General features: G+C 62.9%; 11 protein-coding genes and 1 pseudogene. 8 read left to right on the top strand and 4 right to left on the bottom strand.

Annotated elements, in window-relative coordinates:
- The first annotated feature begins 89 nt into the window (after positions 1 to 89).
- Positions 90 to 2,618 (top strand): methyl-accepting chemotaxis protein, encoded by a 2,529-nt coding sequence (locus tag P3R82_RS22315; protein WP_283195382.1) that lies wholly within the window; start codon positions 90 to 92, stop codon positions 2,616 to 2,618.
- 191 nt (positions 2,619 to 2,809) lie between these two features.
- Positions 2,810 to 4,660 (top strand): methyl-accepting chemotaxis protein, encoded by a 1,851-nt coding sequence (locus tag P3R82_RS22310; protein WP_283195381.1) that lies wholly within the window; start codon positions 2,810 to 2,812, stop codon positions 4,658 to 4,660.
- 102 nt (positions 4,661 to 4,762) lie between these two features.
- Here P3R82_RS22310 and P3R82_RS22305 read toward each other — a convergent pair whose 3' ends face one another.
- Both P3R82_RS22305 and aceA read right to left on the bottom strand, forming a co-directional pair.
- Positions 4,763 to 4,999 carry a hypothetical protein gene (locus tag P3R82_RS22305; protein ID WP_018898479.1) on the bottom strand — a complete coding sequence of 79 codons (237 nt, stop codon included), beginning with the start codon at positions 4,997 to 4,999 and terminating at the stop codon, positions 4,763 to 4,765.
- Positions 5,000 to 5,023: 24 nt separating this feature from the next.
- A pseudogene (gene aceA, locus P3R82_RS22300) lies at positions 5,024 to 6,312 on the bottom strand (isocitrate lyase).
- A 195-nt stretch (positions 6,313 to 6,507) separates the two neighbouring features.
- On the opposite strand from aceA, the gene P3R82_RS22295 reads away from it, so the two are divergent.
- The 5 genes from P3R82_RS22295 to P3R82_RS22275 all read left to right on the top strand — a co-directional run bounded on the left by P3R82_RS22295 (position 6,508) and on the right by P3R82_RS22275 (position 12,120).
- Positions 6,508 to 7,917 (top strand): XRE family transcriptional regulator, encoded by a 1,410-nt coding sequence (locus tag P3R82_RS22295; RefSeq protein WP_283195380.1) that lies wholly within the window; start codon positions 6,508 to 6,510, stop codon positions 7,915 to 7,917.
- Positions 7,918 to 8,060: 143 nt separating this feature from the next.
- Complete coding sequence (locus P3R82_RS22290; protein ID WP_283195379.1) at positions 8,061 to 9,158, top strand: polyamine ABC transporter substrate-binding protein; 1,098 nt, start codon at positions 8,061 to 8,063, stop codon at positions 9,156 to 9,158.
- A gap of 81 nt (positions 9,159 to 9,239) precedes the next feature.
- A complete protein-coding gene (locus tag P3R82_RS22285; RefSeq protein WP_283195378.1) occupies positions 9,240 to 10,382 on the top strand; it encodes an ABC transporter ATP-binding protein in 1,143 nt (380 codons plus the stop codon).
- A gap of 4 nt (positions 10,383 to 10,386) precedes the next feature.
- Complete coding sequence (locus P3R82_RS22280) at positions 10,387 to 11,298, top strand: ABC transporter permease subunit (protein WP_283195377.1); 912 nt, start codon at positions 10,387 to 10,389, stop codon at positions 11,296 to 11,298.
- Positions 11,299 to 11,301: 3 nt separating this feature from the next.
- Positions 11,302 to 12,120, top strand: a complete 819-nt coding sequence (locus P3R82_RS22275; protein WP_183900302.1) for an ABC transporter permease subunit — start codon at positions 11,302 to 11,304, stop codon at positions 12,118 to 12,120.
- Here P3R82_RS22275 and P3R82_RS22270 read toward each other — a convergent pair whose 3' ends face one another.
- Positions 12,121 to 14,016 (bottom strand): AsmA-like C-terminal region-containing protein, encoded by a 1,896-nt coding sequence (locus P3R82_RS22270; RefSeq protein WP_283195376.1) that lies wholly within the window; start codon positions 14,014 to 14,016, stop codon positions 12,121 to 12,123.
- Between the two features lie 161 nt (positions 14,017 to 14,177).
- On the opposite strand from P3R82_RS22270, the gene P3R82_RS22265 reads away from it, so the two are divergent.
- Entirely contained in the window at positions 14,178 to 16,142 is a 1,965-nt protein-coding gene (locus tag P3R82_RS22265) for an acetoacetate--CoA ligase (protein WP_283195375.1), read from the top strand.
- 219 nt (positions 16,143 to 16,361) lie between these two features.
- Here the strand turns inward: P3R82_RS22265 and P3R82_RS22260 are convergent, their stop codons facing one another.
- A complete protein-coding gene (locus tag P3R82_RS22260) occupies positions 16,362 to 20,384 on the bottom strand; it encodes an ATP-binding protein (RefSeq protein WP_283195374.1) in 4,023 nt (1,340 codons plus the stop codon).
- Positions 20,385 to 20,581 lie beyond the last annotated feature (197 nt).

Genomic DNA, 20,581 nt, shown 5'->3' with positions numbered 1-20,581 from the left:
CCCCATTGTTCCAAAATGTTCGATGCACTCAGCCGACGCGCGATGTCGCCGCCGGTGGGAGGAGTGGTGTATGGAAGGCCGGAACCCCCATGTTTATTGACAGGATTCTTTCCCGTTTCAGGATCAAGACCAAGGTCCTTATCTTCGTCTTGCCGTTTGTTTTAAGTATTTCCGCAGTTGGCTTCACCGGCCTTTACGCGTCCGGCCTGCTTCAGGGCCGAATGGAGATCTCCAACAGCGTCCTTCAGTCGCTGAGCGGCTTCAAGGATCTCTTCGGTTCCATGGACGACTTTCTACGTGTGACCAATGAGGAAGCGCGCGACAAGCTCTACGCCGATGTCGCCACCCAGCATGCGACGCTGAACGCCACGCTGAAGCAGATCGGCGACAATGCCGGCCGCGCCAATTTGCAGGCCGCGACCGATGGCACCTCCGGTATCTCCGACACCGTCGGCAAGCTCTGGACCCTGCACGAACAGGAAGTCGCCCTGCGCAAGTCCATCGACGAAGCCCAGAAGGTGATGATCTCCAGCCGCTTCAACGTCAATTACGACGCCCAGCAGCTGCAGGAAAATATCCGCAACGACGAAGGCAACGCCACCGCGACGCTGCGCGCCGCCGATCGGCTCCTGAAGGGCGGCGACGCTCTGGCCGCCGTGATGGCCGATTTCGGCAAGGCGCAGCTGCCGGCCGACAAGCTCAAGGTCGTCACCGACGCGCTCCCCGGCATCCTGAAAGCCCAGCGTCTGATCGAGATTTCCGTTCCGCAGAACCAGAAGAGCATGACGCAGTCGCTGTCGCAGACGATCAGCGACGTGAAGGCGCAGGCGACCGCCGCCGACGCCGGCACCGATGAGGCAATCGCCAATCTCGGACGTCTGGTCTCGCGCTTCCGCCAGATGTCGACCTACACCCAGCTGACGGCGACGCAGATGATGCGTGCCGCCACCACCACCTTCGTCGAACTCGACAGCCGCATCGCCCAGACCAACTCCGTGCTGGAAGATACGCGACGCCTCGAAAGCGCGATCTATTCGCTGCAGCTGGTGCTCGGCGAATTCGCCGCCAAGCCCGACAAGGACAACCGCGTTCGCCTGCAGCAGGAAATCGCCACGCTCGGCACCAACCTCAACACGTTGCTCGCCAGCGCCAAGGGCATGAATTTCGCCGAGGACATCGTCGCGGCGATGTCGCCGGCGCTTGCCTCCATGGCCAAGGATGCCGAGAGCCTCGTCGCCACCATCGACCAGCGCGTCGCCGACTATGCCTCCGCCCGCCAGCAGCTGAACGCCGTCTGGGGCGAACTCACCGCCTTCGCCGAACTGCAGAAGCAGACCGCCGGCGCCGAACGCACCCAGGCCAACGGCATCTCCGTTCTCACCACCGGTCTTGGCATCCTGCTGTCCGTCGTCGGCGGCATCGCGCTGGTGCTGACCCTGCAGCGGCCGATCGGCCAGATCACGTCGGCCATGCGCCGCATCGCCGATGGCGCGCTCGACACCAGCATCAGCGGCGAGCAGCGTCATGACGAAATCGGCGACATGGCCCGCGCGCTCGGCATCTTCAAGGAAAACGCCATCTCCAAGATCCGTATCGAGGAGCAGAGCGACGAGGAACGCGCCGCATCCGAGCACGAGCGCCAGCGCAACGACGCCGAAAAGCGCGAGATGGACCGCCAGATCGAATTCGCCGTCAACGCGCTTGCATCTGGTCTCGAGCGCATGTCGCAGGGCGACATCTCGACCACGATCGACACGCCCTTCATCGGCCGTCTCGAACGGCTTCGCCAGGATTTCAACGGCTCGATGATGCGCCTTCAGGCAACCATGAGCCAGATCCGCGACAACGTCGAGATGATCCAGGGCAACGGCAACCAGATGGCCCAGTCGGCCGAGGATCTCGCCAAGCGTACCGAAAACCAGGCCGCCTCGTTGGAAGAGACTGCCGCCGCCGTCGATCAGATCACCGTCACGGTGCGCTCGTCCGCCGAGCGTGCGAAGGAGGCCGATCAGGTCGTGCGCCAGGCCAAGCGCAGCGCCGATGACTCCGCCACCGTCGTCAGCAACGCGATCGACGCGATGGGCCGCATCGAGGAAGCCTCGCACCAGATCGAGCAGATCATCGGCGTCATCGACGAGATCGCCTTCCAGACCAACCTTCTGGCGTTGAATGCCGGCATCGAGGCCGCGCGCGCCGGTGAAGCCGGCAAGGGCTTCGCCGTGGTCGCCATGGAAGTCCGCGAACTGGCGCAGCGCTCCGCCGCCGCCGCCCAGGAGATCAAGGGGCTGATCAACAAGTCGACCAACGAGGTGAACTCCGGTTCGCAGTTCGTGCAGCAGACCGGCACGGTCCTGGCGAAGATCAGCACCCAGATCGTCGCCATCAGCGAGCATGTCGAAGTCATCGCCCGCGCCAGCCACGATCAGTCCGGCGCGCTGCAGGAGGTCAACACGACCGTCAACCAGATGGACCAGATGACGCAGCAGAACGCCGCGATGGTCGAGGAGACCACGGCCGCCAGCCGTGAGCTTGCCAACGAGGCCGACGCCCTGCTCCAGCTCGTCAGGCAGTTCAAGATCGATAGCGGCAGCCAGGAGCGGGTCTACCGCGCCGCCTGATCGCGACCGGCATATTCGAAAACATGCGATGGCTCCGGAAACGGGGCCATTTGCATGTCGTTCAGTGTGCGGTGCAGGAAATTACCCGTGCATTCTTGCTGCTTGAAACATGATATTCGTCAGTTTCGCTGCAATTTATCTTAAAACTTTCCGATTAATTTCGGCCCGGATTATACGTCAGGGGTCTTTCTATGCTTCATTTCTTCTCAGCTTCTATTGTCCGGCAAATCGTCGCGATTACGATTGCTCTTCTTGTCTTCAGCACGGTTTCGATTGTTTCTGTGACATACTACAATCTTAGCGCGTATGTCATGACCAGCGCGGTCACCGACGCCAAGGACGCCAGCCGCGCCATGGCGGTACTCTACGCGGCCGGCGATCCGGCGGCGAAGGTCGATGTTCGCGACAACAAGCTCGTCGCCGTCAGCGAAGAGAAGCTGCCATCGTCGCTCGGCGACCACGCCCTTGTCGATCGCACCGCCGCCTCCGTCGCCGGCTACGCCACGGTGTTCGAACGCCAGGGCGGCGACTATGTACGCATCTCGACGAACGTGAAGAAGGAAAACGGCGAGCGCGCCGTTGGCACCAAGCTTGCTGCCGATCATCCGGCGCAGGCGGCTCTTGCCAAGGGTGAAGCCTATTACGGCCAGGCCGATCTCTTCGGCCAGAAGTTCATGACCGGCTATTTCCCGGTCAAGAGCAGCGCGGGCTCCACGGTCGGCGTCCTCTTCATCGGCATCCCGATGGAGGTCTACTACAGCAGCCTGCAGCAGCTCCTGACCCTGGTGGTCGGCGTTGGTCTCGCCGTCCTCCTGATCGTCGGCATCATCGCCTATGTCGCGATCCGCGCCACGATCCGCCCGCTCGAGACCCTGACAGGCGCCATCAACACGATCTCCTCGGGCAATCTCGACACGAAGATTCCCTGCACCGACAAGGAGAACGAGTTCGGCGCGATCGGCAAGGCGCTGGCCCTGTTCCAGGATGGCGCTCGCGCCCGGCTCACGCTGGAAACGCAGGCGGCCGAGCAGCGCGCCCTGAGCGACGAGGAACGCAGCCGCAACGACGCCGAAAAGCGCACGCTCGACGATCAGATCCAGTTTGCCGTCAGTGAACTCGCTGCCGGCCTCGGCCGCCTGTCGCGTGGCGACGTCTCGGAAATGATCAGCACCCCGTTCGTCGGCCGGCTCGAGCAGCTGCGGGTGGATTTCAACGCCTCGCTCGAACGCCTGCAGGATACGCTCTCGCGCATCCGCGACAACGCGGCGACCATCCACCGCAATTCCGGCTCCATGCTCTCATCGGCTGACGAGCTTTCCAAGCGCACCGAGGCGCAGGCCGCCAGCCTGGAGGAAACCGCCGCAGCCGTCGAGGAAATCACCGTCACCGTCCGCTCGTCGGCCGAACGCGCCCGCGAGGCAAACAGCGCCGTCATCGTCACCAAGAAGACGGCGGACAGCTCGAGTGTCGTGGTCGGCGATACCGTCGCCGCCATGGACCGCATCGAAGCAGCCTCCAAGCAGATCGAGCAGATCATCGAGGTAATCGACGACATCGCCTTCCAGACCAACCTGCTGGCGTTGAACGCGGGCATCGAGGCGGCACGTGCCGGTGAGGCCGGCAAGGGCTTTGCCGTCGTCGCCATGGAAGTTCGCGAACTCGCTCAGCGCTCGGCCGATGCCGCGCGTGAGATCAAGAGCCTGATCGAGACCTCGACCAGGGAAGTTGCGGCTGGCTCCGGTCTCGTCCAGAAGACAGGGGCGGTTCTCGCCTCGATCAGCAGCGAGATCATCGCGATCAGCAAGCACGTCGAAACCATCGCCACCGCCAGCGCCGACCAGTCGGCGGCCCTGCAGGAAGTCAACAGCTCCGTCAACGCGATGGATCAGATGACGCAGAAGAACGCGGCGATGGTTGAAGATACGACCGGCCAGAGCCGCCAGCTGGCAAGCGAAGCCGACGCGCTCATGTCGCTGATCCAGCAGTTCCGCATCGATGCGTCGTCGGCCCCGGGCCAGGTCCGCATGCGCGACGCCGCCTGATCGCCTTGCCGTCAGGTTTCATCATCGAAGGGTCGCCCGTCGTGCGGCCCTTTTTCGTTCGGAGTAGCTGTGGCGCCGTGTTGCAGGATCGGATTTGAGGGCTCAGCTCCGGCCCGCGACGATGACCGGGATCAACAGATCCCCCCAGTTGCCATCGCCGCCGTGATGGCGGGCCGATCGGACGATCTCGACCGAAACGCCGGCATCGACCGCCTTCATGACCGACTGGTTCAGCCGATGCAGGTCGTTGGCGAGCATGCGGATCATGCCTTGCTGATCCGGCGTCATGCTGGTGGATTGTTCCTCTGCGCGTTCCTTGACGCGTGCAAGCGTAGGCATGGTCTTCTCCTCCTTCGGTTGACGTTACTCGGCTGCTGGCTTGAACTGTGCGTGTTCGGTGGATTCCCGCATCGCGGTGGTCGAGGACCGGCCGCCTGATATTGCCATCGACACGGCGTCGAAATAGCCGGTGCCGACTTCGCGCTGGTGCTTGGTCGCCGTGTAGCCGTTTACTTCGGCCGCGAATTCCGCCTGCTGCAGCTCCGAATAGGCGGCCATCTGCCGGTCCCTGTAGCCACGAGCGAGCTCATACATGCCGAAGTTCAGCTGGTGGAAGCCTGCCAGCGTGATGAACTGGAACTTGTAGCCCATGGCTCCAAGCTCGCGCTGAAACCTGGCGATCGTCGCGTCGTCGAGGTTCTTTTTCCAGTTGAACGACGGCGAGCAGTTGTAGGCGAGCAATTTGCCCGGATGCACCTTGTGCACGCCCTCGGCGAACCGCCTTGCCTGCTCCAGATCCGGCTTCGAGGTCTCGCACCAGATCAGATCGCAATGCGGTGCGTAGGCGACGGCACGCGCGATGCAGGGCTCCAGCCCGTTGCGCACCTGATGGAAGCCCTCGACCGTGCGACCGGCCTCGTAGTCGACGAAGGGCTTGTCGCGCTCGTCGATATCGGAGGTCAACAGCTTGGCGGCTTCCGCGTCGGTGCGGGCGATGACGAGCGTCGGCACCCCCATGACGTCGGCGGCAAGGCGTGCGGCGTCGAGATTGCGGATATGGGCGGCGGTCGGGATCAGAACCTTGCCGCCGAGATGGCCGCACTTCTTTTCCGACGCCAGCTGGTCCTCGAAATGGACCCCGCGGCACCGGCCTCGATATAGGCCTTCATGATCTCGAAGGCGTTCAGCGGCCCGCCGAACCCGGCTTCCGCATCGGCGACAATAGGCGCGAACCATGTCTCGACCGAGAGCCCCTTGTCTTCCGAGGTCTCGATCTGGTCGGCGCGCTGCAGCGTTTTGTTGATCCGCTTTGCAAGCTCCGGCCCGGCATTGGCGGGGTAGAGCGATTGATCGGGATACATCGCCGACGCCGTGTTGGCATCGGCCGCGACCTGCCACCCCGAGAGATAGATCGCCTTCAGCCCGGCGCGGACCATCTGCATGGCCTGGTTGCCGGAAAGCGCGCCGAGCGCGTTCACGAAGTCGTCCTGGTGCAGCAGCTGCCAGAGGCGGTTGGCGCCCATTTCGGCCAGCGAGTAACGAAGCTCGACCGATCCGCGCAGCCGTCTCACATCATCGGCCGAATAAGGACGTTCGATGCCGGCGAAGCGGTTGGCGGGAATATTCCGGTGGAGCTTGTCAAAATCTGTCATGTCTTCCTCCCTGCATAACATCATGGCCGGTCTGGCTGATTGACAGGATTTACAAGCCAGCAGGAAATGGCCAGAGTTATCTGGAGAAGTGCGATGAAATAGAGGTCGTCATGCAAAGAACGTGACAAGTTTCGGCAGTAAATTTGTCAAGTTTTGTAAATTCTGCGACCCGGATATTCTGTAAGGGTTTGTCACATGGCTGAGCGCAAGATGTTTGCCGGTCCCAGGGTCCGCCGTATCCGAAACGGCCTCGGCGTCACGCAGGCGGCGATGGCCGCGGAGCTGGAGATCTCGCCGTCCTATCTCAACCTGATCGAGCGCAACCAGCGCCCGCTGACGGTGCAGCTGCTCCTGAAGCTCGCGGCGGTCTACAAGGTCGATCTGGAGGAGCTGCGCGCCGAAAGCGGCGGCAGCCTTGGTCAGTTGAAGGAAGTCTTCGCCGATCCGCTGTTATCCGGCGAGTTGCCGGGCGATCAGGAACTGGTCGAGGTCGCGGAAGCAGCACCCAATGCGGCAAGTGGCGTCATCAAGCTCTACCGCGCCTACAAGGAGCAGGCGGCGCGTCTCTCCGATCTCACGCTTCTGAGTGCAGGGGAGGGGCAGGTGCCGCTGTCGGGCGCGCGGCTGCCGGCCGATGAGGTGCGCGATGTGCTGGAACGCCGCTCGGCCTATTTCCCGCGCATCGAGACGGCGGCCGAGGCGTTCCTGCATGCGCTCGCCGATCCCCGCGATATCATCTCGACGTTCAAGGAGTGGCTGCGCGCCGAGCGTGGCATCGGCGTTCGCGTTCTGCCCATCCACGTCATGCCGGATCTGCGCCGCCGTTTCGATCGTCACTCCATGCGGCTGTTCATTTCCGAGCGCCTGTCGCCGGCCGATCAGGCGCAGGAGATCGCCATCGAAGTCGCGACGCTGGCGCTACGCGAGGCGATCCTGAGCGAGCTCGAAGGCCTGATGCTGTCCACCGAGGAGGCGAGGCGCATCGCCCGCTTCGAGCTCGCGCGCTATGCGGCACTGGCGCTGACCATGCCCTACGCGCCCTTCCTCGCCGCTGCCCAGGCGGCTTCCTACGATATCGATATCCTGCGCGTCCGCTTCAACGTCTCCTTCGCGCAGGCCGCAACCCGGTTGACGATGCTGCAGCGCCCTGGCGCCTCGGCGGTCTCCTTCTTCACCATGGAAATCGACGGTGCCGGCCATCGGCTGCGGCGGGCGGGAGCGCATGGTTTCCCGCATCGGCGCTTCGGCGGCGACTGTCCGAAGCTCAACGTTCATGTCGCGCTCCTCCAGCCCGGGCAGATCCTGGCCGAGACGGTCGAGATGCCGGACGGTACCCGCTATCTCACCATATCGCGAACGCTGGAGGGACCGAACGCCCCGTTCGGGGAGCGCGTCCGCCGCACCGCGCTTCTCGTCGGTTGTGATGCCTCGGCCGGTGAGGGAACGGTCTACGGTCAGGCGGTCTCCACGCAAAAGGCGATCACGGCGGGCTCCGGCTGTCGTCTTTGCGAAAGGCGCGGCTGTCTCTCGCGCGCCGAGCCGCCCGTCACGAGGCCGCTGGGGCTCGATGAGATGGTCTCGGGCCTCAGCAGCTTCGACGTCTAGCTACTGTGTCTCGTCAGGGCGAAATCATTGAGAGTGCAGGATTTTGCGCTTGTCGGCTTCGGAAATCCTTTCTAGTCTGCAACCAAAACCAGAGGGAGGGCAGCCGCGGAAAACGATGCCCAAACAAAAAAGCAGGAGATAGCATGAGGTCAATTCTCGTTAAGCTCGCGGCCACAGCTCTCGTGGCGGGGCTTTCGGTCACGCCGTCCGTTGCCGATGATCGCGTCGTCAACGTCTACAACTGGTCCGATTACATCGACAGTTCCATCCTCGAGGATTTCACCAAGGAAACCGGCATCAAGGTGGTCTACGACACCTTCGACAGCAACGAGACGCTGGAAGCCAAGCTTCTGGCCGGCGGCACGGGCTACGACGTCGTGGTGCCGACCGTCTCCTTCATGCAGCGCCAGATCGCCGCCGGTGTCTATCAGAAGCTCGACAAGTCGAAGCTGCCGAACCTCGTCAACATGTGGGACGTGGTGATGAAGGGCGTCGCTTCCTTCGATCCGGGCAATGAGTACAGCGTCGATTACATGTGGGGCACCACGGGTATCGGCTACAATGTCGACAAGGTTAAGGCCGCGCTCGGCACCGATGAGAAGCCCAACTGGGATGCGCTCTTCGATCCCGCCAAGGCCGCCAAGCTCAAGGACTGCGGCATCTACATGCTGGACTCTCCGACCGACGTCATCCCCTCCGTGCTCGCCTATCTCGGCCTCGATCCGAACAGCACGAAGACCGAAGACCTGAAGAAGGCGCAGGAAGTGCTGCTGTCCGTTCGCCCCTACGTGCGCAAGTTCCACTCGTCGGAATACATCAGCGCGCTTGCCAATGGCGACATCTGCATCGCTCTCGGCTTCTCCGGCGACGTCTTCCAGGCCCGCGACCGCGCCACCGAAGCCAATGCCGGCGTCAAGGTCGATTACTCGGTGCCGAACCAGGGCGCGCAGATCTTCTTCGACGTCTTCGGTATCCCGAAGGATGCGCAGCATGTCGAGGAAGCGCACGCTTTCATCAACTACATGATGAAGCCCGAGGTTGCCGCCAAGGCATCGAACTACGTCTTCTACGCCAACGGCAACAAGGCCTCGCAGCCGCTCCTGGACAAGGCAGTGATCGACGACACGGCGATCTATCCGACGCCCGAGGTCATGGCGAAGCTCTTCACCGTCCCGCCGCTCGATGCGAAAGCGCAGCGTGCCGTGACGCGACTGTGGACGACAGTCGTCACCGGTCAGTAATGCACTGATCTGCCCGAACCATCAGGTTCGGGCATTTCTTTTCGTGGCGCATCGGATCAGGTCAGTTTTCGGGGAAAAATCATGAAGTCACTCGGCAATATTCGCCGTTCCTTTGCGCCTTGGGCCGATCCGGCCGCCAAGCCGTTCATCTCGGTCAAGAACGTCACCAAGCGCTTCGGTGATTTCACCGCCGTCGACGACCTGTCGCTTAATATCTACCACCGTGAGTTCTTCGCGCTGCTCGGCGCTTCCGGCTGCGGCAAGTCCACGCTGCTGCGCATGCTGGCCGGTTTCGAGCAGCCGACATCGGGCGAGATCATCCTCGACGGCACGGATCTCGCCGGAACCCCGCCCTACAAGCGGCCCGTCAACATGATGTTCCAGTCCTACGCGCTCTTCCCGCACATGACGGTCGAAAAGAACATCGCCTTCGGCCTGCGCCAGGATGGCATGGCCAAGGACGAGATCGGCGAGCGCGTGCTGCAGATGCTGAAGATGGTGAAGCTGGAGAAATTCGCCTCCCGCAAGCCGAACCAGCTTTCCGGCGGCCAGCGCCAGCGCGTGGCGCTCGCCCGCTCGCTGGCCAAGCGCCCGAAGGTGCTTCTCCTCGACGAACCGCTTGGCGCGCTCGACAAGAAGCTGCGCGAGGAAACCCAGTTCGAGCTGATGGACCTGCAGCAGAACCTCGGCCTCACCTTCGTCGTCGTCACCCACGACCAGGAGGAGGCGATGACCATGGCCGACCGTATCGCGGTCATGAGCCACGGCAAGGTCGTCCAGGTGGCGACGCCGGCCGAGATCTACGAGGCGCCCAACTGCCGCTTCGTGGCCGATTTCATCGGCGACGTGAACATTTTCGACGGCAAGGTCACGACCTCCGATGCCAACGGCGTCGAGATATCGGTCGACGAGGACCTGACCATCAGGCTGTCGGGCGCCGAGCCCCTGGTCGTCGACAGCACCGCCGGGTTCGCCATCCGCCCCGAAAAGCTGAGGGTCAGCCGCACGCCGCCGGCCAATCCCCGCATCAACGCCGCCTCGGGCGAGCTCTGGGACATCGGCTATCTCGGCGACATGACCGTCTTCCATGTGAAGCTGAAAAGCGGCAAGGTCGTCAAGGCGTCGTCGCTGAACGCACAGCGCGCTGTCGATGATCCCTTCGTCTACGATCAGGAAGTCTGGGTCACCTTCGCCGAGGACGCCGGCGTTCTGTTGAAGGATTGATGCCATGGGCAAGCTCGGATCATCGGTCTACAACCGCCTCGTCATCATCATTCCGTACGTCTGGCTGCTGCTGTTCTTTCTGGCGCCGTTCTTCATCGTTTTCCGCATTTCGCTGTCGACGACGGCGATCGCCATGCCACCCTATGATCCGGCCTTCTCATTCTCCGACAGCTGGGCGGACGTATGGGACAAGATCGCCAGCTTCTCCTTCGATAATTACAGCTACCTGATCGACGACCCGCTCTATTTCAACGCCTATGTCTCCAGCGTCACCATCGCCGGGATCTCGACGCTGCTGACGCTGCTGATCGCCTATCCGATCGCCTACGGCATGGCGAATGCGCCGCGCAGCATCCGGCCGACGCTGCTGATGCTGGTCATCCTGCCGTTCTGGACTAGCTTCCTGATCCGCGTCTACGCCTGGATCGCCATCCTGAAACCGGAAGGGCTGCTGAACCAGCTGCTGATCTCGCTGAACATCATCGACAGTCCGCTGATCATCCTCAATACCAACATCGCGGTCTATATCGGCATCGTCTATTCCTATCTGCCCTTCATGGTGCTGCCGCTCTATTCCTCGCTGGAGAAGATGGACGGCACGCTGATCGAGGCGGCGCAGGATCTCGGCTGCCCGCCCATATCGGCGTTCTGGCGCGTCACTTTCCCGCTGTCGCTGCCGGGTGTCGTCGCCGGCTGCATGCTGGTCTTCATTCCCGCCGTCGGCGAGTTCGTCATCCCCGATCTGCTCGGCGGATCGCAGACGCTGATGATCGGCAAGACGCTGTGGAACGAGTTCAATTCCAACCGCGACTGGCCGGTATCCTCGGCCGTGGCCACCATCCTGCTCCTCATTCTGGTGATCCCCATCGTGTTCTTCCAGAATGTACAGGCCAAGGCCGACGAGCAGGGGAGATAGGCCATGATGAAATGGACCCGCTTCAACGTCGTCTCGGTCGTTCTCGGCTTCGCCTTCCTCTATCTGCCGATCGTGCTGCTCGTCATCTTCTCGTTCAACGAATCCAAGCTCGTCACCGTGTGGGGCGGCTTCTCGACCAAGTGGTACGTCTCGCTCTTCAATAACCAGGCGCTGCTCGATGCCGCCTGGGTGACGCTCAGGGTCGGCGTTCTCTCGGCCACCGCCGCGACCGTCCTGGGCACGCTCGCCGCCATCACGCTGGTGCGCTACACCCGCTTTCGTGGCCGCATGCTGTTTTCCGGCATGGTCTACGCGCCGCTCGTCATGCCCGAGGTCATCACCGGCCTGTCGCTGCTGCTGCTCTTCGTGGCGATTGGTTTCGACCGCGGCTTCTGGACCATCGCGCTGGCGCATACGACGCTCACCATGTGCTTCGTCGCCGTCGTCGTGCAGTCGCGCCTGCTGAGCTTCGACCGGTCGATCGAGGAAGCGGCGCTTGATCTCGGCTCGCCGCCGGTCCGCACCTTCTTCGAGATCACGCTGCCGATCATAGCGCCCGCCGTAGCATCGGGCTGGATTCTCGCCTTCACCCTGTCGCTCGACGATCTCGTCATCGCGAGCTTCACGTCGGGACCGGGCGCCACCACGCTGCCGATGAAAATCTACAGCCAGGTGCGTCTCGGCGTTACGCCCGAGATCAACGCGGTCTGCACCATCCTGATCGGCATCGTCGCGGTCGGTGTCATCTGCGCATCCGTCATCACCAAGCGGCGCGAAGTGCAGCGCGAACGGGATGAGCGGGCAGCGGCGAACGCGCCGTGATTATTTGGTGGCGCCCTGCTGCTGCTGCTTTTGTTGGTTGCCCGGCAGTGCCGAAAGAACCGGATCGGGCCAGGAACCACCGACGAAGAACGGCAGGGCCGGAAAGGCCGCATCGTTGGCGGGGTCGGTCGCGGCGATCTTGCCGGAGAGCGCGAGCCCGCCCGATTTGTAGGGAATGACGCCCGACAGCGTGATCGTTTCCTTCGGCCCTTCGATCAGGCCGCGCCGGATTTGCGCCGCCCCATCATCGAGATCGGCCTCGATGTCGAAGCGATCGAACGCGAAGGCCCGATGCGAGACGGCATTCAGCGAGAAGAAATCCGCCTTCGCCGCTTCGCTGCGCACCGCATCGGAATCGAACCCGGGCAACGAGCCCGCCTGTGCGCGGAAACGGATATTGCCGGTCACGTCGGCCGGCCCCGCTTTCCAGATAGGCAGCGCGGTGCTGACTGCGAGATCGAGCGAACCTGTTGTCAGCGGCAACGGACCCTGCAGGTTCAGGCGTTCGATAAGGCCGGCGAAATCCGCGCCCCGGATCGACATCTGCAGCTTGCCGCCACCGTCGAAGTCACCGCGCTTGGCCGCGATATAGGCGGTCAGCGCCCCGCCTTCGAACTGGCTGTCGCCGATGTCGAACCGTGCTTCGTTGCTGGAGACGATAATACTGGCGCCGACGTTGGAGAGCTTGAAGGGCACGAGATCGGCTTGCCTGGCGGAAAGCCGCAGGTCGATGTCGAGAGCCTGCAACGCTCCGCCCTCGGGCGCGCCACGGTCCTCGCCGGCGGCAAGCCGGACCACAAACGCGTCGAACAGGGATTTGAAGTTGATCTGGTCGAAGGCCAGCGTACCGCCGAGCTTGGGGCGCTTGCCAGGCATAAAGCTCACATCCATCGCGCCACGGGCGCTTGAACCATTCATGCCCAGGCTGACATTGTCGAAACGGAAGCCATTTGCCGCCGAGATCACGTCGCTATCGATCGAAAACGCCTTCAGCGTCGCGGCATCCGGCAGCGCTCGCCCGGCCCATGTCAGCAATGCCGGAAGGTCCGGAATGCCGAGAGACATGCTGCCCTGCAGGTTGAACAGCCGAGCGATGTTCGCCACGCCATCGAACTTGGCTGTTACCAGCGTCGAGGTCAGCGCGGCCTTCAGCGGCGCGTTCTTGCCACCGAACGCCAGCAGCGGGCTGCGCGAGGAAAAGTCCAGCTTGATGTCGAGGCCGTTCATTCTGGCGATCAGAACCGCGGTGAGCGGGCTCGACAGGCGCGGCCAGCCGATATCGGCGGTGACGCTGTCGAAGCGGTAGGTCTTGCCGCTGGCGACATCGGCCACGTCAAGGGTGCCATCCTCGACAGTGATCGTTCCGATGTCGGCGTCGAGCGCCGCGTCGAGCGTTTCCTCGCCGTTCTGCTCCCTTGCGCCGATGATTGCCTGGGCCAGTTGGCCTTCATCCGTCCAGTCGATGGTGCCATCGCGCTCGCGCGTCAAAAGCAGGTTGGGCCGCAGTATATTGAAATCGTGGAAGCTCGCCTTGCCCCTGAAGGCATCGATCAGGCTGAACTCCGCCGAGATGCTTTCGATCGTGCCGAAAAGCTTGTTGTCGCCATCCTTCTGGCGAACGGTGATCTTGTTGATGGTGATGCGCGGTGTCGGCCAGAACTCGATCACCGGGCGCCCGGAAATCTCGGCGCTGTAGCCCGTCCATCGCGACAGCGAATCCTCCATGCCGGAGCGCACCAGACCGGTCGAGATCACATAAGGTCCCGCCACGCGCAGAGAAACGAAGACGGCGAGGAAGACCAGCAGCGAGATCGTCGCGACGCGGGCGACACCCGGCAGCCAGCGGTTGACGGGCCTGATTTTTATCCGCCATGGCGGTGGTCGGGACGTACCCATGCGTTTCGCCAGTCTTTCGACGTCTGCCCGTTAATGTACTGAAATTCCGGATATATCAAATGCCGGGCGGTTGCAAATATATAGCCGGGCGGCCCGGCTGGCCGCCACCTTTATCCGTCTTCATGGCGTGTTATATAGGTTGGTAACAAGAGGAGTTCTGCATGCGTGACGATAAGCCACTCTGGATCCCTTCGCGAGCCTCGGTCGAAGCCAGCCCCATCTTCGCGTTCATGCAGAAGTGCAACCGGGACTTTGGTCTTTCCCTGTCCAGTTATGGCGAGTTGCATGCATGGTCGGTCGCCGATCGCGGCGGATTCTGGACGGCGGTCTGGGAGTTTTGCGCTGTCAAGGGAGAGCGCGGCGAGCGCGTGCTTGTCGACGACGCGGTCATGCTCGACGCCCGCTTCTTTCCCGACGCGACGCTGAACTTCGCCGAAAACCTGCTCTCGGGCGAGGGAGCCGGGGATGGAACAGCTGAGGCGATCATCTTTCGCGGAGAGGACAAGGCGCAGGACCGCTGGAGCTGGGACAGGCTGCGTGCGCTGGTTTCGAGGCTGCAGCAGGCAATGCGCGCCGACGGCATAGGCCCGGGCGATCGCGTGGCGGCGATGATGCCGAACATGCCCGAGACGGTGGCCTTCATGCTCGCCGCCGCCTCGATCGGCGCGATCTGGTCGTCCTGCTCTCCCGATTTCGGCGAGCAGGGCGTGCTTGATCGTTTCGGCCAGATCGAGCCGAAGCTTTTCGTCACCTGCGATGCCTACTGGTACGGCGGCAAGCTGCAGGACATCAGGGAGAAGGTGGCCGCGGTCGCAGCCAAGCTCGGCGTTCCCACCGTCGTCGTGCACTATGCCGGCGATGCGGAGGATGTCGCCAGCGCCGTATCGGGCGCTCGAACGCTGGACGCCTTCGTCGAGGGCCATACCGCCCGCCCGGTCGAATTTACCCGCCTTCCGTTCTCGCATCCGCTCTACATCCTGTTTTCCTCGGGCACCACCGGCGTTCCCAAGTGCATCGTGCACTCGGCCGGCGGCACGCTGCTGCAGCACCTCAAGGAGCATCGTCTGCACTGCGGTCTTGGCGCCGGCGAGAAGCTCTTCTATTTCACCACCTGCGGCTGGATGATGTGGAACTGGCTGGTATCCGGGCTTGCGGTCGGCGCCACGCTCTGCCTGTTCGACGGCTCCCCCTTCGCGCCCGATGGCAACGTGCTCTTCGATTACGCGCAGGCAGAACGGTTCGCGGTCTTCGGCACCTCGGCGAAATATATCGATGCCGTGCGCAAGAGCGGCCTGACGCCGCGCAGTTCACATGATCTCGCCAGCCTGCGTCTGATGACCTCGACCGGATCGCCGCTGTCACCCGAAGGCTTCACCTTCGTGTATGAGGGCATCAAGGAAGACATTCAGCTTGCCTCCATCTCCGGCGGCACCGACATCGTCTCCTGCTTCGTGCTGGGCAATCCCATGCAGCCGGTCTGGCGCGGCGAAATCCAGGGGCCGGGGCTCGGCCTTGCCATGGACGTATGGGACGACGACGGCCATCCGGTGCGCGGCGAAAAGGGCGAGCTGGTCTGCACCAAGGCATTCCCGTCGATGCCGGTCATGTTCTGGAACGACAGCGATGGCGCCAAATATCGCGCGGCCTATTTCGAGCGCTTCGACAATATCTGGTGCCACGGCGATTTCGCCGAATGGACGGAGCATGACGGCATCATCATCCACGGCCGCTCGGACGCGACGCTCAATCCGGGTGGTGTGCGTATCGGCACCGCGGAGATCTACAATCAGGTCGAGCAGATGCCCGAGGTCGCCGAAGCGCTCTGCATCGGCCAGGACTGGGATGACGATGTCAGGGTCGTTCTCTTCGTTCGTCTGGCATCCGGCGTGACGCTGACCGATGAGCTGGTCAAGTCAATCAAAGCGCGAGTCCGCAGCGGCGCGTCGCCACGCCACGTCCCCGCCAAGATCATCGCGGTTGCTGATATTCCGCGCACCAAGTCCGGAAAGATCGTCGAGCTCGCCGTTCGCGAGATCGTGCACGGCCGGCCCGTGAAGAACAAGGAAGCACTCGCAAATCCGGAAGCTCTTGATTTGTTTTCTAAAATAGAAGAGCTGCGCGTCTGATTCATTAAAATGATAGCGAAACTACAATATATGACCGTGCAGAGCTTCGTGGCTCCGGCAACCTTTCGTTAAGAAAGCCTTGTCAAAGGTAAATGTAACTTGGGGCTGCATATGAACGAGGCAGCTTGGAGCCTTCGCTCCCGCAACATGATGTTAGACCGCCTAAGCCCTTGTTGAACAGCACCCAAATTTCAGGCAGCCCTTTGGCTGCCTTTTTTCTTAGCTTGCCAGAACCCGCTGCGACGGAAACGCGATCTCGACGAGCGTCCCTTCATTGGGTGTCGAGCTGATCGCGAAGATCGCCCTGTTGGCATCGACCATGGCCTTGGTGAGCGGCAGGCCGAGGCCCGTGCCTTCTCCGCGATGGCGCGATTGCGTCGAGACCTGCCGGAAAGGCTTCATCGCCTGGTCGAGTTCGCTGCGGGTCATCCCCACGCCGGTGTCGCGAATGCGAAGCACGACGCTGCCATTCGCCTCGTAGGAGGTCGACACGACGATCTGCCCGCCCGATGGCGTGAAACGGATGGCGTTGGACAGGATGTTGAGCGCGATCTGCTTGATCGAGCGCAGATCGGCGACCACATCGGGAACGGCATGCGAAAGCGCAGTGCGGATGATCACCCGCTGGCTGTTTGCCTGCGGCTGCAGCAGCGCCACGGCTTCCGAGATCGCTTCGTTGAGATTGATCGCGTCGAAATCGAGATCCATCTCTCCCGCTTCGATCTTGGAAATATCGAGCAGGTCGTTGACGATATCGAGCACATGCCGGCCGGAGCGGCCGATGTCGTTGGCATATTCGACGTAGCGCGGGTGGCCGATCGGCCCGAACCGCTCGCCGGCCATCATGTCGGAGAAGCCGATGATGGCATTGAGCGGCGTGCGGATCTCGTGGCTGACGCGGGCAAGGAAATCGGTCTTGTGGGCGTTGGCCGTCTCGGCGGCACTCTTGGCGCCGCGCAATTCGTCCTCGGTGCGCTTCCACTGGGTGATGTCGCGGATCACGGCGCAGTAGCCGCTGGAGGAGGTCAGGCGTCCGAGCGTCATGAACAGCGGTACGAAGCCGCCCGATGCCTCGCGGCCGATCACCTCGCGTCCGTCATTGAGGACGCTCGCGACTCCATGGCTGGAAATGCCGTTGATATAGTCGAGCACGGCCTTCTGGCTCTCATGCGCGAACAGCATCACGAAAGGTTTGCCGCGCGTATCGTCCTCGTCGTAGTTGAAGAGCGCGCTGGCGGATCGGTTCATCGACCGGATGTCGCCATCGGCGCCGATCACCACGACGCCATCGGTCGCGGTCTCGAGGATCGAGCGCAGTTCCTCGACTTCCACCTGCAGCTTGGCGACCTTTTCGATCATGCGGTCGGCAGCGCGCCCGTCTGCGGGCGGAGCGACGTCCGGGGCAGGCGCCGGCCGCTCGCTGACGACAGGCATCAGCGCCAGCATCAATGCCGTGCTGTCTTCCCAGCGGATCGACTGCAGCCGTGCCGACACCGGCACGAGGTCGTCATCCATGGTGACGAGCATCATGCCGTCATGACGCGCGCTGGCGTCGGCGATGTCGTCGCGCTGGAGCAGCGCATCGATACCACCGACATCGGCCAGATCCTGCAGCGAATTGTAGCCCGTCAGGCGCATGAACTCGGGGTTGGCATGGATGAGCTGGTCCCCGGCATGAATGAGCACGGCGACCGGCAGCTGATCGATCATCCCGGCCGAGAAGCCATCGGTCATCTTCACCCGGGGCGGAATGAAGCTCGCCAGGATATCCATCTGGCTGACGGTCTCTTCGAGACCTTCGGTCACGTCGTCGCTGTCGTCGTTCGCCGTATCCGGCGTTTTGCTGAGCGGTTCGTCCGGCGACTGCTCGGAAGAGGAGGGGACCTCGGCGTCACTGAGTACAGCGTCGTTGTCTGCGGTGTCGCTGGCTACCTGCTGCTCAGCCTCATCCGATTCAGAGACCTCGGCGCTGTCCTCGTGCTGATCCGTCGTCTCGGCAACGACCTCATCGCCTTGCGATGCGTTGTCATTGATAAGGTCCGTTCGAGGTGCCTCGTCGATCGCCTTCTGCGCCTCGTCAGCCGCTGGCTTCGTCTCGCCATCCTCGTTCGACGTATTCACGCCAAAAGCCTCAAGACGCTTGGCGATCTCGCGGAAATTCGCCTGCTCGGCGTTTGTCAGGCCGGGGCCGACGCCATGCAGCTGAACGATCTTGTCGGTCAGTCGGCCGTTCGGCGTTTCGACGATGCGCAAAACCGGCGGTTCGGCGCGCGGTGTTTCCACGCTCTGCGTTGGCGCCGGAGCAGGCGTATCGTCTTCGGTGGAATGCTCTTCCTCGTCAGCGAGCGAGTCCATGCCCGCATCGGCAGCGTCCGTCGTCGCCACGGAAGCGGGCGCTGCGTCGATATCGTCCTCGGCAAGCGTCTCTTCCGCGAGCTCATCCGCCACGGTCTCGTCGTTCAGCTGATCGAGCGCGTCGTCATAAGCAATGCCATCAGGGCCGAATGTCAGGCCGAGCGCCAGCGGATCTTCCGCTGCGTCGGAGAGGCGCACGACGCCGAAGCCACGGAAGCCATCGAATTCGCGGCTGCGCGTATAGGTCGGCAGTGCCGCCAGGTCGACCGGCACGGCGAGGCTCGTTCCCTCGATCGGCCAATGAATGGTCTTGCCCGACCATGTGTCGCGGCGCGCCAGCGCCTCGGAAATCTTGCCCTCGGGATCGAGATTGAACAGCGCCGACACATCGCTGAAGGCGATGCCGACAATGTCCGCCGCATGCGGGCCGACAGCCTCCGCGAACTCGCTGGAGACCTCGCTGAAATGCCCCTCGGCGTCGATCTTCCAGACAAAACGGGTCGCCCGGCTGTTCGGCTTGAAGACGAAGCGGCCGTTCTCGGCCCCTTGCAGGACGTCGGAAATTGCCTCCGCTCCGGCCGCTACCACTTCCGCCTCATCATCAGGACCGACGGCATCGGTCTCCGGATCGGCTATGTCGGCCTGTGCTGGATCGGCCACCGCCTCGTCGTCGGCGAGCTCGATAGCCTCAGGAGGCTGTTCGGCTTGCGCGTTCACATCATCGGGCTCGAAAGCCGCGATGTCGTCATCGGCAACCGTCTCGCCCGGATGGAACGCCTCGTCCGGCTCGCCATCATCGGCCGCCATTGCCTCCTCGACAATCAAAGACTCCTCGATGTCGTCGGAGGCGTTGTCCTCGGCAATCAATGTTTCGGGCTCGGGATCGGAATCCGCGAGGTTCTCTGCATCGCTGAACCCGGCCGTTTCCTCGCCCATGCCAGGCCCCACGCCGGCCCCCATGCTAGGCCCCAAGTCAGGCTCGATCGCGCCGGCCTCGAACGCTTCTTCATCGGCCGGCACCGTCTCCGCCTCGAAAGCCTCTGCCGCAACCGCCGAAGCCTCACTGACGTCGGTATCCTCAGCAATGCTCTCGTCCGGCGCGTCCTCGATATCCTCGATATCGGCGACGGCGTCGATCGCATCGGCGAATGTCGCGGCAGGGGCGGCGATATGGTTAACGGGGCTTGTGGATAAGTCGGGGGCATCGGTCGGGTCGAGACGCCCGAGCACGGTCTCCACCGCGAAGAGCAGGTAAAGCGCCGGCTCGACACTGATTCGCCCGACGGCGGCAGGCAGGTAACCCTTGCCTGTGGCGACCGGTCGCTTGATCAGTCCATGCGGATGCGCGCCGGCCATCGTCGCCAGCGCCTTGGCGGTGGGCTGCGTCACGCCGAGCGAAGGAAAGCCGGGGGAGGCGGCAACGATCTCGCCTTCGCCGCCAATCACGGCCATATGCGTATCCGGATCGTCGAGCCCCTTCAGCATCTGCGCGGCCGATTGCTCCGTCGACAGCGCGCGGGTCGCGACCGGCAGCGACACGAGCACCGCCGCTTCGCCCGAAACGTCAATCAGTTCAACGGCTGCCTGCACGGCGACGCGCTGGAAGCCCTGCGCGATGCGGATCATGAAATTCCTGCTATCGCCGATCCGTGAAAGCTGTCGGGCGGTGACTTCCAGCTGGCGGTAGGTGATGTCGCCGCGATTGACGCCCTGATCGAGGAGATCATAGACGGCCGGATGGCCGAAAAGCTCGGCGCCCGAGCCGTTTGCCCAGAGCGCGCGCGAAAGGTCCGCCGAGAAAAGCACCAGCGCTTCGCCACGGGCAAAGTGCTCACGCACTCGCGGATGCACGGCGATGTCGATGAACGGATACTGGACTGCGGGCATCAGCGGACCTTTAGTCTTCGGGCCTGGCAAATTAACGGTCTATTAATAACGACAGGTCGCAAACCGGTCCAGCGCGACCAATGGCTTTCGGCCGAAAAGGTTAACGTCGGTTGCGTCGCACAATCATGTTGCACTGCACAATAAAATGCGCTATATGATGTCCATCTAACAAACGAGGCTTTCACGATGCCGAGACC

Origin of the sequence: Rhizobium sp. AN80A (assembly GCF_030053015.1) — a bacterium.
Taxonomy (GTDB): Bacteria; Pseudomonadota; Alphaproteobacteria; order Rhizobiales; family Rhizobiaceae; genus Rhizobium; species Rhizobium metallidurans.
Note: the sequence above shows the minus strand (reverse complement) of the source record. Positions and strands in the feature narration are given on the sequence as shown.